At 66.4% G+C, this 14,845-nt stretch carries 9 protein-coding genes and 2 pseudogenes; 5 read left to right on the forward strand and 6 right to left on the reverse strand.

Features of this window, described 5'->3' with window-relative positions; translation table 11 throughout:
- Window positions 1-240: 240 nt before the first annotated feature.
- From ACO1BU_RS14985 to ACO1BU_RS15000, 4 genes and pseudogenes are all read right to left on the reverse strand, one after another.
- Window positions 241-729, reverse strand: a pseudogene (locus ACO1BU_RS14985) (IS3 family transposase); the annotation flags it as partial.
- Between the two features lie 67 nt (window positions 730-796).
- Window positions 797-3,031, reverse strand: coding sequence for a xanthine dehydrogenase family protein molybdopterin-binding subunit (locus ACO1BU_RS14990; RefSeq protein WP_424136766.1), 2,235 nt, complete (start codon window positions 3,029-3,031; stop codon window positions 797-799).
- Window positions 3,024-4,079, reverse strand: a complete 1,056-nt coding sequence (locus ACO1BU_RS14995; protein WP_424136767.1) for an FAD binding domain-containing protein — start codon at window positions 4,077-4,079, stop codon at window positions 3,024-3,026. The genes ACO1BU_RS14990 and ACO1BU_RS14995 overlap by 8 nt, the downstream gene beginning before the upstream one ends.
- Window positions 4,076-4,573 (reverse strand): (2Fe-2S)-binding protein, encoded by a 498-nt coding sequence (locus ACO1BU_RS15000; protein ID WP_424136768.1) that lies wholly within the window; start codon window positions 4,571-4,573, stop codon window positions 4,076-4,078. Before ACO1BU_RS15000 ends, ACO1BU_RS14995 begins: the two co-directional genes overlap by 4 nt.
- 194 nt (window positions 4,574-4,767) lie before the next feature.
- Here ACO1BU_RS15000 and ACO1BU_RS15005 point away from each other — a divergent pair, with 194 nt between their 5' ends.
- On the forward strand, window positions 4,768-5,400 hold the full coding sequence (locus tag ACO1BU_RS15005) for a TetR/AcrR family transcriptional regulator (protein WP_424136769.1): 633 nt from the start codon (window positions 4,768-4,770) through the stop codon (window positions 5,398-5,400).
- A gap of 334 nt (window positions 5,401-5,734) precedes the next feature.
- Here the strand turns inward: ACO1BU_RS15005 and ACO1BU_RS15010 are convergent, their stop codons facing one another.
- Complete coding sequence (locus tag ACO1BU_RS15010; protein ID WP_424136770.1) at window positions 5,735-6,481, reverse strand: SDR family oxidoreductase; 747 nt, start codon at window positions 6,479-6,481, stop codon at window positions 5,735-5,737.
- A 94-nt stretch (window positions 6,482-6,575) separates the two neighbouring features.
- On the opposite strand from ACO1BU_RS15010, the gene ACO1BU_RS15015 reads away from it, so the two are divergent.
- From ACO1BU_RS15015 to ACO1BU_RS15030, 4 genes are all read left to right on the forward strand, one after another.
- Window positions 6,576-7,487 (forward strand): AraC family transcriptional regulator, encoded by a 912-nt coding sequence (locus ACO1BU_RS15015; protein WP_424136771.1) that lies wholly within the window; start codon window positions 6,576-6,578, stop codon window positions 7,485-7,487.
- Between the two features lie 558 nt (window positions 7,488-8,045).
- Window positions 8,046-8,312, forward strand: coding sequence for a response regulator transcription factor (locus tag ACO1BU_RS15020; RefSeq protein ID WP_424136772.1), 267 nt, complete (start codon window positions 8,046-8,048; stop codon window positions 8,310-8,312).
- A 643-nt stretch (window positions 8,313-8,955) separates the two neighbouring features.
- Window positions 8,956-13,062 (forward strand): Calx-beta domain-containing protein, encoded by a 4,107-nt coding sequence (locus tag ACO1BU_RS15025; protein ID WP_424136773.1) that lies wholly within the window; start codon window positions 8,956-8,958, stop codon window positions 13,060-13,062.
- Between the two features lie 495 nt (window positions 13,063-13,557).
- Window positions 13,558-13,758 (forward strand): hypothetical protein, encoded by a 201-nt coding sequence (locus ACO1BU_RS15030; protein WP_424136774.1) that lies wholly within the window; start codon window positions 13,558-13,560, stop codon window positions 13,756-13,758.
- Here the strand turns inward: ACO1BU_RS15030 and ACO1BU_RS15035 are convergent.
- A pseudogene (locus tag ACO1BU_RS15035) lies at window positions 13,755-14,660 on the reverse strand (IS630 family transposase); the annotation flags it as partial. The gene ACO1BU_RS15030 and the pseudogene ACO1BU_RS15035 overlap by 4 nt on opposite strands.
- Window positions 14,661-14,845 lie beyond the last annotated feature (185 nt).

Below are 14,845 nucleotides of genomic sequence, written 5' to 3' on the forward strand. Positions count from 1 at the left end.
CAACGAAAGCAGTCACTTAAAAAGCTGCCTGGGAATCCTTTGTATCACCTCTTTGCGTCAGCCGCTAAGGCCAATCGCCGACGCCCAGATCATCAATGAGCGCCCCACAATAGCCCCTCCATCTACAACGGTTAACAAACCGAAGCCCTTGACCAGCCCCCACGAGGAGGTCCGATCGGATGTTTAGTGGAGCCTGGCGGCGACTGGTCAGAGCTCTCCACTTTCTTAGGGCAAGTCCAGGGCGTTGTCGCAGCAATCGCCTTTCCGACCATCGAGCAGCGCATGCCATGCCTGGCGAGCAGGCGCCGGTAGTCATGAGCAGCGTACTGGCTGCCACGGTCTGCATGGTGCAGCAGGCCTGCGGTTCGTGATCGCCATCCGCAGGGCCACAAGCGTCAGCTCCTGGGCCATGGTGTCGCGCATGGCCCGGCCGACCACCTTGCGCGAGAATAGGTCGAGCACGACGGCGATGTACAGCCAGCCCTCGCCGGTGGGTATGTAGGTGATATCGGCCAGCCAAACCCTGTTTGGCCCAGGGACGGTGAACTGGCGATCCAGCAGGTTCGGGGCGAGCGGGAAGGCATGCTTGCTGTCCGTCGTCATCCGGAACCGCCGTTTGACCCGCACCCGGTGCCGTGGCGGCGCATCAGGCGGGCCGCCCGGTTCCGGGCCCACCCGCTGCCCCTCTGCCTGCAGGGCCGCATGGACGCGCGGACTGCCGTAGCGGCGCCGGCGGCCGCCGATCCCCTATATGAGCGGACCGCGCCGGGGCGCCCCGGTTCGGCCCGGCTGCGGCTCAGCCGAGGAGTTCCTCGATAGCGACCGGAAAGCGGCGGACTCGCACGCCGGTCGCGTGCCAGACCGCGTTCGCCACCGCGCCGGTGGTGCCGGTGATGCCGATCTCGTCGACGCCCTTAACGCCCAGCGCATTCACATGCGGGTCCTCCTCATCGACGAGGATGGCCTCGACTGAGGGGATGTCGGCATTCACCGGCACATGGTACTCGGCCAGATCCGCGTTCATCACGCGGCCCGTGCGCCGGTCGAGCGTGGCCCGCTCATGCAGGGCGAAGGACACGCCCCAAATCATCCCGCCATAGTACTGGCTCTTCACTAGGCGTGGGTTGATGATCCGGCCTGCGGCGAAGGCGCCGACGAGCCGGGTGACGCGGATCTGGCCGAGCTCGGGATCCACCTTCACTTCCGCAAAGACCGCGCCATGCGCGTGCATCGCATAGCGCTCCGCAGCATCGGCATCCGCGGCGGCGCTGCCGCGGCCTTCCACCATCTCCCGCCCAGCACGGTCGAGGATCTCGGCGAAGCTTTCGCTACGGCTTTCATCGTCCCACCGCACCAGCCTGCCGTTGCGCGCGACCACGCCGATGTTGTCGGCACCGAAGAGCGGCGAGCGAGGATCCGCGACGGCGAGCTCCGCCAGCCGCGCCACCGCCTGCTCGCCCGCCGCCTGGATCGCGCTCCCCGCCGTCGCGGTGTGGGCGGAGCCGCCGGCGATGCCGGCATTTGGCAGGTCGGAACTGCCGGAGCGGAACTCCACCTGCCCGACATCGAGGCCGAGGCTTTCTGCCGCGATCTGGGCGAAGACCGTCCAGGCGCCCTGCCCCATGTCATGCGCGCCGGTTTCGACCACGCCGGTGCCGTCGCGCCGGATCACGGCACGCGCCTCGGCCTGGAACATCAAGGCCGGAAAGGTCGCAGTGCCGAGGCCCCAGCCGACAAGCTTGCCGTCCGCGTCGCGCAGGCTGCGCGGCGCCAGCGGCCGGCCGGACCAGCCGAAGCGCGCCGCGCCCTGCGCGTAGCACTCGCGCAGCGCCTTGGAGGAGAAGGGCTTGCCGGAAATCGGCTCTACCTCCGCGTAGTTCCGCAGGCGGAACTTCAGCGGGTCCATGCCGCACGCGGCCGCCAGCTCGTCGATCGCGCCTTCCAGCGCCAGGCTGCCGCTCGCCTCGCCCGGGGCGCGCATGAAGCCGGGTGTCCCAGTGTCCAGCCGCAGCGCCTCGTAGGTGGTGGCGATCGCCGGCGCGGCATAGAGCGTGTGGCTGGCGCCCGCGGCGGGCTCGAGGAAGTCGTCGAAGCGGCTCGTCGCGGTGCGGACATGATGATGCAGGGCGGTGAGCGCGCCATCCGGCGCGGCGCCGAGGCGGAGCGTCTGGCGCGTCGGCGCGCGGTGGGTGACGGGGCCGTACATCTGCGCCCGCGTCAGCACGAGCTTCACCGGGCGCCCGACCAGCCGCGCCGCCAGGACGCCCAGCACCTGCGGCCCAGTCAGCAGCTTCGAGCCGAAGCCGCCCCCGATGAAGGGGCTGCGGATGTGAATGTCCTCCGCCCTGATGCCGAACATGGCCGCCAGCCGCATCTGCGTCAGCGCGAGGCCCTGGGTCGGCATGTCGAGCGACAGCGCATCGCCGTCCCAGGCCGCGACGACGCCGTGCGGCTCCATCGCGTTGTGGAACTGCGTCGGCGTCTCGTAGGTCGCCTCGATCCGCCGCGCCGCCGCGGCCAGCCCGGCTGCCAGGTTGCCATGGTGCAGCTCGCCCGGGGAACCGACGCCGACCACCTCCGGCACGAAGGCACCGGGTGCGTCGAGGGTGACCTCCACCGGCTCGGCCTGGCAGCGGGGCGCGAGCAGCGCGGCGCCTTCTGTCGCGGCCTCCAGCGTCTCGGCGATCACCACCGCGACGGGCTGCCCGGCGTAGCGCACCCGATCGTCCTGCAGCAGGTCCATGCGGAAGGAGAAGGGCACAGACTTGTCGTCCGGATGCAGGGCGAGCGGCGGGCGGTTCGCCGGCGTCATCACCTCGACCACGCCCGGATGCGCCTGCGCCGCTGCCACATCCAGCGCGGCCACGCGGCCACGGGCGATGCGTGCCGCGGCAATCACGGCGTAGAGCATCCCCGGCGGGTGGTTGTCGGCGGCGTAGCGGGCGGCGCCGGTCACCTTCAGCACGCCGTCGCGGCGGGTGATCGGCTGGCCGGCATTGGAGCCGTGCCGCATGCGATGGACCTCAGTCATGCAGGCCTCCCGGGATCGGGGCGAAGGGGGATGCCGGCAGCGCCGGCAGCCGGTCCGGCGTGCCGGCCGCGGCCAGGGTCAGCGCGCGGACCGCGATGCGACGCGCCAACTCGATCTTGAAGGCGTTCTCGCCCGAGGGCCGCGCCTCCGCGAGGGCAAGCTCTGCTGCGCGGCGGAAGGCGTCTGCCCCGGGCGCGGCGCCGAGCAGCGCGGCTTCCGCCGCCTCCGCCCGCCAGGGCTTGGCGGCGACGCCGCCTAGCGCGAGCCGCGCCGCGGCAATGCGCCCGCCCTGCATCCTCAGCCCGGCCGCGGCGGAGACCACGGCGAAGGCGTAGGAGGTGCGTTCGCGTAGCTTCACGTAGCGGCTATGCGCGGCGAAGGCCGCCGCCTCAGCCGGCAGGCGCAGCGCGATGATCAGTTCGCCCGGCGCGAGCACCGTCTCGCGCTCCGGAGTATTGCCGGGCAGCAGATGAAAGTCCTGCAGCGGGACCTCACGGCGGCCGGCCGGTCCCTCGATCTCCACCACCGCCTCGAAGGCCGCGAGCGGCACGCAGAAATCGGAGGGATGGGTCGCGATGCAGGCATCGCTCCAGCCGAGCACGGCATGCAGCCGGTTCTCGCCGTCGCGTGCGTCACAGCCGTTGCCGGGGGCGCGCTTGTTGCAGGCGCTGGCGGTGTCCTGGAAATAGGCGCAGCGGGTCCGCTGCAGCAGGTTGCCACCGACTGTTGCCGCGTTGCGCAGCTGCGCCGAGGCGCCGGAGAGCAGCGCCTCCGCCACCGCCGGGAAGCGGCGCGCGAAGTCGGGCTCATAGGCGAGGTCGGCGTTGCGCACCTGCGCGCCGATCCGTACGCCGCCATCCGACGTGTTTTCAATGGCCGCCAGCCCCGGCAGGTGGTTCAAGTCCACCAGCCGTGCCGGGCGCGCCACGCCGATCTTCATCAGGTCGAGCAGGTTGGTGCCAGCCGCGAGGAACGCGCTGCCGGGCTCGGCGCCCGCGGCGACGGCCTCGGCGACCGTGCGGGGGCGGACATAGTCGAAGCGGTTCATGCGGCCTCCTGCGTCGTCGTGCCGGCCATGGCGCGCGTGGCTTCCACCACTGCCTCGGTGATCCCGCGATAGGCGGCGCAGCGGCAGAGATTGCCGCTCATCCCCTCGCGCACGCGCTCGGGGTCGTCGCCGGCGTGGCCCTCCTCGATGAGGCCGACCGCGCTCATGATCTGGCCGGGCGTGCAGAAGCCGCACTGGAAGGCGTCATGCGTGATGAAGGCGGCCTGCACGGGGTGCAGCGCCCCGCCTTCCGAGAGGCCCTCGATGGTCAGGATCTTCGCCCCGTCATGGCTGGCCGCGAGCGCCAGGCAGGCATTCACCCTGCGGCCATCCACCAGGATGGTGCAGGCACCGCACTGGCCGCGGTCGCAGCCCTTCTTGGTGCCGGTGAGGTCAAGCCGCTCCCGCAGCAGGTCGAGCAGCGTGACGCGGGGGTCGTCCAGCTCGACTGTCTGCGGGACGCGGTTGATGGTGAGGGTGACCGACAAGCTCATGCGGAGCCTCCGATGGCAGCGGTGTGCGGATAGGCTGCCCGCCCAAGACCCCCTAGGCTGGCCGGCGGCGGGATGCTGATGGCGGCGCGGACTGGCCGTTAAGCCGCTGCGACGTCATATACGGAGGGGTCCTCCGCTTGCAAGACGTAAACGGAGGCAAACTCCGTTTTTGTGTGGGGAGACCGTGGCCGGCGATGACCGTGGAGCAGAGCAAGAGCCAGCGTAAGCCCAGGGCAGACGCGATCCGGAATCGCGAACGCGTGTTGGAGGCGGCGAAGGCCGTGTTCGGCCAGGGCGGCACCGAGGCCGGGCTGGAAGCGGTCGCCCGGCAGGCGGGCGTGGGCATCGGCACGCTCTACCGCCACTTCCCGACGCGGGAGGCGCTCTACGAGGCAGTCTACCGGCGGGAGGTGGAGCAGCTCGCGGACCTCGCCACGCAACTCGTCGGCGTGGCGCCGCCGCTCGAGGGCCTGCAGCGCTGGATGCGGTCGCTGGTGGAGTTCGCGGCGACGAAGAAGGGCATGGCGGCGGCGCTGGCGCTGGCCGCGCACAAACCGCCGGAGCTCATGAGCTACACCAGCGGCCGGTTGCAGGAAGCGATTGGCACGCTGCTCCGCCCGGCGGCAGAAGCCGGCGAGGTCCGCGGCGACATCAGCCCCGACGACCTGCTTCGCGCAGTGATCGGGCTCTCCTACCTGCAGGACGGGCCGGGCTGGCAGGCGCAGGTCTTGCGCCTGGTCGACGTATTCCTAGACGGGCTGCGACCCTGGTCGCGCGGGACACCTGACCATCAACCGCCGGAGGCCGGAGATCGCTCGTCCGAGTGAAGCGGGCGCCGTTGCCGAGGCCGAGATCCCGCGCGTTCGGGTTCTCCAGATGCCGGGACCATCTCCGCCCGCTTGGGGCGGCGCTCTTACATCTAACCCGGACGGGAGGTCTGCTTTGGGTCGGACTCGGCCGAGCGCTGCGCGAACGGCGAATGTCTACTTTCGAGCCGTCAGCCCTTGGAAGCCGTCCGACCGCTTGCGGCCAGACCTGGCAGAGGCTGTTATACGCCCATAGTGGCCTCTCCATCCCTGCTTTCGGACGCTCCGAAGTGGATGTCCTGCACACAGGGCCTGGAACGACGCCTCAAATCCCGCCGCTCGGCGTTTTGCGCGATCAGCTCGCCTCTGACCGTGCAACCGCGTCAGCGCCGGCAGGAAGGCGCATGGGGCAGGACGGATCGGTGGCCGCACGCCACACTGCCTCCGCCACGTCCTGCGGGTGCGTAATCTCTTCTTTGGACTGCTGCCAACCCGCAAATACCTGCGCCGCCAAGTCGCCATAGGCGTCGGGAATCTTCATGCCCATGCGGCTGCGCGCATTGGCGCCGAAGGACGTCTCTGGTGCCCGACCAGGCAGCACCAAGCGCACGCGCACGCCGAAGGGCTCCAGTTCCAGCGCAAGCGATTCCGTGAAGGCGTTCACCGCGGCCTTGCTGGCGGTATAGACCGAGAGCAGGTGGAGCGGCCGCAGCGTCACGCCCGATGTCACGTTGATAACGACCCCGGAGCGCCGGTTCCGGAACTGCGGCAGCACGGCCTTGGTCATAGCGATGGTGCCGAGCGTGTTGGTCTCGAACACGTCGCGGGCCATCTCCATCGACACTCCTTCCAGCGCGTTGAGCAGGCCGACCCCCGCATTGTTGACGAGAACATCGACCGGACCGGCCACGTCCACGGCGTGCGCGATGCTGTCCGCGTCGGTGACATCGAGCGGCAGTATCCGGAGCCGTTCGGATCGGGGCAGGGCATCCTGGGAGGGCGTGCGCATGGTGGCAATCACCGTCCAGCCACGGTCAAGGAACAGGCGCGCGGTCTCGAGGCCGAAGCCGGACGAGCAGCCGGTGATCAGGATGGTGTTCATGCAAGCTCCTGTTGCGGAACAACAGGAGGATAGGTCGACTTGACTGGATTACCTACGCTCGTAAGTCCGGATATCATTGTCGTAAGTCCGGAAGATGTCTGATCCGCTTGCCCAGGTCGTCAGCCTGCTCCAGCCCAACGCATCATTCTCCAAGCTCGTCATAGGCGCGGGCTGCTGGGCTGTGCGCCGCTCGGTTGAGGGGCACCCCTTCTATCTCGCGATGCTCGATGGTGCGTGCCGCTTGTCGATCCCCGGACAGGAGCCGATCACGCTCCAAAAGGGAGACTTCGTCCTTATCCCCGCAGCCCATGACTTCGCCACATCGAGCCTCGAGCCGCCGCCGCCTGGGATGGAGGCGCCGCCGGTCGAGGTGAGCCCCGGCGTGTTCCGGCTCGGCAGCCAGGACCAGCCGCCCGATGTCCGCGCGCTCGTCGGTCATTGCGCCTTTGACTCGGAGGACGCGCACTTGCTGGTGTCGCTTCTTCCGCAACTCGTGCATGTCCGGGAGCAGGGACGGCTGACCACGCTGGTGGAGCTCTTGAACGATGAAACGCGGGACGACCGCCCTGGTCGCGACGTGGTCCTTGCCCGCCTGCTCGAGGTTCTGCTGATCGAGGCGCTTCGCACGACCACAGGAACCGCCGCCCCGCCGGGCCTGCTGCGCGGTCTTGCCGACGAGCGGCTCGCTATGGCGCTGCGGCAAATGCATAGCCAGCCGACCCGGAACTGGACAGTGGCCGAGCTCGCAAAACAAGCGGCGCTGTCGCGGTCCACCTTCTTTGAGCGATTCCGGCGCGAGGTGGGCGTCGCACCCATGGAGTACCTGCTGGGCTGGCGCATGGCACTCGCGAAGGACCTGCTACGCCGAGATGACGTGGGTGTTGCCCAGGTTGCCGAACGCGTGGGCTACAGTTCGGCGAGCACGTTCAGCGTTGCCTTTGCCCGTCATGTTGGCTTGCCTCCGATTCTTTACGCGAGAGCACAGCGAACAGGAGCAGACACCTAGCGTTATGCAGGTGGCCCGTGCTCAGATTCAGGTACTGCGTGGCAACCGCTTCCCGGCTTCCTCAGCGTAAACAAGGTGTCCGCCGAGTCCACAACGACAGCTTCCATCGCGCGTATAGCCCGTAAGCTGACGGCGTGCTCACGACCATATCATGCCGCTGGAGGAGCCCAGTGAGCCCGCGTCTACGTCCGCTGGCAAGGTTAGGGCAGACATCCGGGCAGGCAGCCATTGCCCGAAAAGCATCTCTCAGGAGATCCTGCACGCTCCCGCCCCCAGCGTTCCAGACCTCGATCCTGCAGAGCTACTCCTTGCCGGCCTGATCGGGATGCTCCTCGGCAGCACCTTTCGCCCCACCCCGGCTGCTGGCCGAGGAAGGGCGAGGCCGACCCGGACTGGGTGTGCGCCCAGAGCCGGCCCGCTCACCTCTACAGCGATAGGTGCCGGCACATCTCTAAAACGGCTGCTCCCGGGTGAGGAAGGCCGCGACGGCCTCGTCCAGCCCTTCCTTCGGCAGTGCCCTGGTGCCGAGCAGCGCGCATTCCCAGACCCAAGGCGGTCATGGCAGGCCGCCGCTGGTTGGACTCCGAGGTTGCAGAGCGGGTTCTTGGGACCCGCGGGGAGCAAGGTGCCGAGACTTCGGGCCGCCAGCTTAGCCCGAGAGAGAGGGACATCGTGGATCTTGTGCAGCGCGGCTTCCGGAACCGGCAGATCGCCAAGCGTTTAAACCTCACCGAGGGAACCGTGAAAGTGTACCTTCACGGCATCCACCAGAAGGTGGGCGTGACGAACCGAGTGGAGTTGGCTACCAGAACTCGGGAAGTATGAGCGGTTCTGTCAGCACTCACGCCAAACTTGGTGGCGCGAGTTGGGTGTCGGACTCCGTCTACGATGCCTGGAGAATGGCGAGAACAGCAGCGGCACGACGGAGATGACGTAGACGATGGCGGTTGGCAGGGATGGGCTGATTGTGGCGGGTGCAGGGGCGGCGGAAACCGCCGAGCTCGTCACGGCTTCGGCAGAGGCGACGCTCTTGAAGCCGCGCATGCCGCCAATCCGACCACCCCTGGCGCGAGTTCTGACAAGTCCGCCGTGACCCGGTGCTGCTGCCGCGGAATTCGATGCCGCCGGTGGGCGTTCGCCTTTAAGGGCAAGGGGGTGCTCTCCTGCGCGGGGGTAGACCCCACCCTATCCCGAGGCGATCACCCGTCCGATCCATGCACCACGCCGTTGAAGGGCCTGCCGCTTCCATTCTGGACCTGATCTTTGCAGGAAACGCGATAAGACCGCGAAACGCTCTTCTCATATCATGTCAATTCGGCGCAAACGACCGATGAATTCTCATAAATGATACTTCTGACGGATCATCTTTCCAGATAAGCGGCTGATAAGCCCGGTCTGACCTATCTCCGCTGCCGCCGGTTCAGGCTTCGAGACAGGTCCTCCGCGCTAGCTGGGAGGAACGAAAGACGTGTCAGGCGCAACCACGGTCAGTGCCACGGGGAACCAGGATATCGATGGCCTTCTGTCAGGCTACCGCTGGACTTCGCAAACCCTCACCTACAGTTTCCCGACCGACGCGTCTTTCTATGGGCCAAACTACGGCAGCGGCCAGCCCTATAACGCCTTCGAGGGGCTGAATGCCACGCAGCAGGCGGTTGCGCGCACCGTCTTCTCCATGGTCTCCGGCTACACCAATCTCACCTTCGTGGAGGTGACAGAGACAGCGACCATCCACGCCGACCTGCGTTTGGCCATGTCCGATGTGCCGAGCGGGGCGCATGGATATTATCCCAGCTCGCAGCCCACTGGTGGCGACTCCTGGTACAACAACACGAGCGGACGCTACGATAACCCTATTCTCGGCGCGCACCCGTATTTTAGCTTCATGCATGAGATCGGCCACGGACTCGGGCTGAAGCATGGCCATGAATTGGATATGTACGGGCCCATGACAGCAGCCCATGACGGTCAGGAATTCTCGTTGATGACCTACCGGAGCTACATCGGTAGCCCAGGCCAGTACTACACGAACGAGACCTGGGGCGGCCCGCAGTCAATGATGATGTACGACATCGCGGCGCTGCAGACGATGTACGGAGCGAATTATACGACCAACACCGGGAACACCACCTATCGTTGGGATGCGGCCACAGGGCGGATGTCAGTCGACGGTGTGGGGCAGGCAACGCCGGGTGCGAACCGCGTCTACATGACAGTCTGGGATGGTGGCGGCAACGACACCTACGATCTGTCCAACTACGCAAGCGGGGTCACAGTCGATGTACGTCCGGGGGAATGGACCACGACCTCCGCGATCCAGCTCGTGAATCTCGGCGATGGCCATTACGCGCGCGGCAATGTCGCGAATGCCCTCCTCTTCAACGGCGACACCCGATCTCTAATCGAGAATGCCGTTGGTGGTGCCGGTGGCGACGTCCTCTACGGGAACGTGGCGGCCAATGTTCTCGATGGCCGGGGGGGACCCGACACAGTCGTCCTTGCGGGGCGTCAGTCAGATTACGCCTTCACGGGAACGGCGGCGAATCTCGCTGCGACCAGCTCCGGGATCACCGACACACTCCTGAACGTTGAGTTTGTCCGGTTTCTCGGCTCCGGCCTGACCGTTTCGGTAAATGATCTCCTGAACGACGATACAGCGGCTGGCTCAAGCCTGGCCCTGTCTGGACCGCTGAGCTTCGCGGAGGGAAATAACGGCCTGACGGCCTTCACCTTCACGGTCACCCGCTCTGGCGACATCGGTGGCAGTAGCAGCGCCAGTTGGGGAGTGAGTGGCAGCGGGGCCAGCGCAGCCAGTGCCGCGGACTTCTTTGGTGGGGCGCTCCCTGGTGGGACAGTCACCTTCGCGGCCGGAGAGGTAACCAAGACCATCACGATCAACGTGAGCGGCGATACGGTTATCGAGGGTAATGAGACCTTTACCCTGACCCTCAGTTCCCCATCCGCTGGAACCACCATCACTACGGGCGCGACCACGGGTACCATCCGCAATGACGACGTGGCCGGCAGCAACACCCCAACCGAGGGGGATGACAAGATCACCGGGACGGCGCAGGCGGACACCATCAACGGCCTGGGCGGGCACGACACGATCGATGGTGGAGACGGAGACGACTACCTGATCGGCGGAGCCGGCAACGACATCCTGATCGGCGGCGCAGGCATAGACCGTCTTGAGGGAGGCCTTGGAGATGACGTCTACTATGCCGACAGCAGCGGTGACCAGATCATCGAGAAGAGTAACCGCGGCGTCGACACCGTCCTCTTCTCGGGAAGTGGTAAATTCACCCTCAAGAGCAATGTCGAGAACCTGGAGCTGACCGGCACGGCCGACAGTAGCGGAACAGGGAACTCGCTGAACAACCAGATTGTCGGCAATTCAGGCAAGAACATCCTGAACGGTGGGGATGGGAACGACGACCTCAAGGGGGAGGACGGCAACGACAAAATCACCGGTGGCAATGGGGATGACGTGATCTACGGAGGCGCCGGTTCGGATACGGCAGTCTACTCCGAGACACGGGAGGCGATGGCGATCACCCGGGCCGCGGACGGCGCTATTATCGTCAGGAGCGCTAGCGGAACCGACTTTGTCCGCGAGGTCGAGTTCTTCAGCTTCGCCGGAAAGACCTTCGCGACGGCCGACCTGGTCGGCAACGTCGGCAGCAGCCTGTCGCTCTCTGGACCTGTGATCTTGCCTGAGGCCGACAGCGGCAGCGTGGCGTTCACCTTCACGGTGTCCCGCTCCGGCGACACCAACGGCGCGAGCACCGCCAGTTGGGCTGTCACAGGCAGCGGCACAGATGCCGCGAGCGCCAGCGACTTTTTTGGGGGCGCTCTGCCGCGCGGCACGGTGGCGTTCGCGGCAGGCGAAACCACCAAGATGATCACGGTGAACGTGGCCGGCGATGCGATCGTCGAGCCAGACGAGACTTTCACCCTGACGCTCTCCTCCCCCTCGTCCGGCACCAGCATCACCACCGCCACGACCACCGGCACCATTCGCAACGACGACCTTGCGGCGCCTGGCCCGAGCCTGGCCCTGTCTGGTGCACTGAACCTGGCCGAGGGGGATAGCGGCACCACGGCCTTCATCTTCACGGTCACCCGCTCGGGCGACGTCAGTGGCGTCAGTAGTGCCAACTGGGCCGTCAGCGGCAACGGAGCGAGCGCGGTGGATGCCGCAGACTTCCTTGGTGGAGTGCTGCCGAGCGGCACGGTCTCGTTCGCGGCCGGAGAGAGCACCAAAACCCTCACCGTCAACGTTGCCGGCGACCGCCTCGCGGAGGCTCACGAGTCCTTCACTCTGACGCTCTCCTCGCCTTCGGCGGGGACCAGCATCACCAATGGCACGACTGCTGGAACTATCACTAACGATGACGCGCCTGGCCCGAGCCTGACCCTGTCTGGCCCGCTGAACCTGGCGGAGGGGGATAGCGGCACCACGGCTTTCATCTTCACGGTCACCCGCTCGGGCGACATCAGCGGCTTCAGTAGTGCCGACTGGGTTGTCAGCGGCAACGGAGCGAGCGCGGCGGATGCCGCAGACTTCCTTGGCGGGGTGCTGCCAAGCGGCACCGTCTCCTTCGCGGCCTGGGAGAGCACCAAGACCATCACCGTCAATGTCTCGGGCGACGCGGTGGTCGAGGGCGACGAAGTATTCACCTTGGTCCTCTCCGCCTCCTCTGGCACCGCCATCGCCAACGGAACCACCACCGGGACGATTCGAAACGATGACACCGCGGCGGGCGGCAACATTCCCACCGAGGGCGATGACATGCTCGTCGGCACTAACTTGGCTGACCGCATCAACGCCCTGGGCGGGCACGACACCATCGACGGCGGAGACGGAGACGACTACCTGACCGGAGGCGCTGGCAATGACATCCTCATCGGCGGCATCGGAAACGATACACTCGATGGAGGGCTGGGGGACGACACCTACTATGTCGAAAGCACCGGCGATCTCGTAAATGAGAAGAGCAACGCTGGCACCGACACCGTCTATTCATCCGCGCCTGGAAAGTTCATCCTGAAAACCAACATCGAGAATCTCGTGCTGACCGGCACTGGCGATATCTCCGGCACTGGTAACTCCTCCGGCAACAAGATCACCGGCAATTCCGGGAACAACACCCTTGCAGGTGTCGGTGGCGATGACACCATCTTCGGAATGGACGGGAATGACGTGATCGAGGGGGGAGCAGGCTGGGACACCCTGTCGGGCGGCACGGGTTCGGACACTTTCGTGTTCCGCTCACTGAGCGATGTGGGCGGAGGCTCCACCGGGCTGCCGTCGGACATCCTTGTGGAGTGGGGGAGCGGCGACAAGATCGACGTGTCGAAGATCGATGCAATCGCCTCAACCAGCACCAACGACAAGTTCACGTTTCTCGGAACCGGTGCCTTCACCGGGGCAGGCCAGCTGCGCACCGTTCAGAATGCCAGCCGCGGTGAGACCTATGTGGAGGGCGACGTCAACGGAGATGGTCGCGCCGACTTTTCACTGGTTCTCACAGGGGTTCACAACATGGCCGCAGCAGACTTCGTGCTCTGAGGCGGGTTCCGCAGGACTCATCAGCTCTCGCTCCGGAGGCAATCTGATCGCGATCCCGAGCCAAGCCCGGTGGGCATCCGATCTTTTGAAGGATGAACGGATGTTTTGGGATGGAGTGCAACGGCTGCAGCTTGGCCACGCCCGAGCGGCCGGACCAGACCGTTCAGGGCTGCCAGCGGTTTCGCTGTCGGGACTACGGCCGGCAATGCAAAAAGCACAGTGTAGGGCGCTGAACCGGAGTGACCGGGAGCGATGCACTGGAGGAGGGTCGTCTTACCCCATGCCCATGCCCATGGCGCATTCGGCCGGCGTCGCATGAATACGCCTCTATCGAGTAAGAAGGAGACAGGCGATATGCTGTGCCGAACAGGCCGTGTGCAGCGGCCCGGATTATCCGCCGTGTCTCCCCAGGCGGCCCTCTTGCCCCGGGTCCGACAGCTTAGCCTTGTCGTACTCGGCCTCGTCCTCAGCGTCTTGAGTGGCAGCAATCCCGGGATGGCCAACACACCGAAACGGGCGTCGCTCGACCCGCCACCGCGGGACGGCAACATCGCCATCGAGCAGGAGCTCGATGCGGCCAGAAAGAGCGGCAGGGCCGCGGCATTCGACCTGTTCGTCGCGCGGCATCCGAACCACCCTCTCGCCGAGGTGGCAAAGCGTGAGAGGGATCGGCTGCCGGAACAATCCTCACCCTAGTGGTTTGAGTTAGAGGTTCGCTGGCAGAACCGTCCGGTGCTGGCGAGGACATCGTCGGCGGACTTAGTCCAGATGAAGGGTTTCGGCTCAGCGTTGGTCCTGTCGATGTAACCCTGGATAGCGGCCTGGAGGGCGTCGGTGCTGGCGAAGGCGCCTCGTTGGAGGCAGCGGCGGGTCAGCAGCGAGAACCAGCCTTCGACAAGGTTGAGCCAGGACGCCGAGGTTGGCGTGAAGTGCAGGTGCCAGCGGGGCCGCTTGAGCAGCCAGTCGTGGACCACATGCGTCTTGTGGGTGGCCGCGTTATCGAGCACGAGATGGACGTCGAGATCCGCGGGCACGGCCGCCTCGACCTGATCCAGAAAGGCCCGGAACTCGGTCGCTCGGTGACGTCCCTTGCAGGCGCCGATCACGGTCCCGGCCTGCACGTCGAGGGCGGCGAACAGGTCCGTGGTACCGTGCCGGACATAGTCGTGGCCGTGGCGCTCGACCTGGCCAGGGCGCATGGGCAGGACCGGCGCGGTCCCCTCATTGACCTGGATCTGCGGCTTCTCGTCCACACACAGCACCAGAGCGCGGTCGGGTGGGTTAAGGTAGAGGCCGACCACGTCCCGCACCTTGTCGACGAAGGCCGGATCGCGAGAGAGTTTGAAGGTCTCTGACCGGTGCGGCTGAAGTCCGAACGCTCGCCAGATGCGCGAAACCATGGTCTGGCTCATCCCGACCTGCCGCGCCATGGCGCGCGTTGACCAGTGGGTTGTACCCTCCGGCTGGCTCTCCAGCGTTCGCGTGATCATCGCCTCGACGGCATCATCACCCACCCGTCATGGCGCCCCGCTGCGGGGTGCGTCGACCAGCCCCTCCAGGCGGTGCGCCAGGAAGCGACCACGCCAGGTGATCACGGAGCTATCGCCGAAAGTGGGTGATGGCGATGTGAGAGAGGCGGCGTATCGAGGTGGGTGAAAGCCTGCCTGAACCTCCCGAAGGAGCGATACGCCGAGATGAGCGATACCACTGTTGTCCCCCTGCGTCAGCCGGAGACGGTCGAGGATCCGCTGACAGCGGTTTTGAGGAGCGGCGCCCGCCGGCT

This window comes from Roseomonas chloroacetimidivorans (genome assembly GCF_049629625.1).
Classification (GTDB): domain Bacteria; phylum Pseudomonadota; class Alphaproteobacteria; order Acetobacterales; family Acetobacteraceae; genus Roseomonas; species Roseomonas chloroacetimidivorans.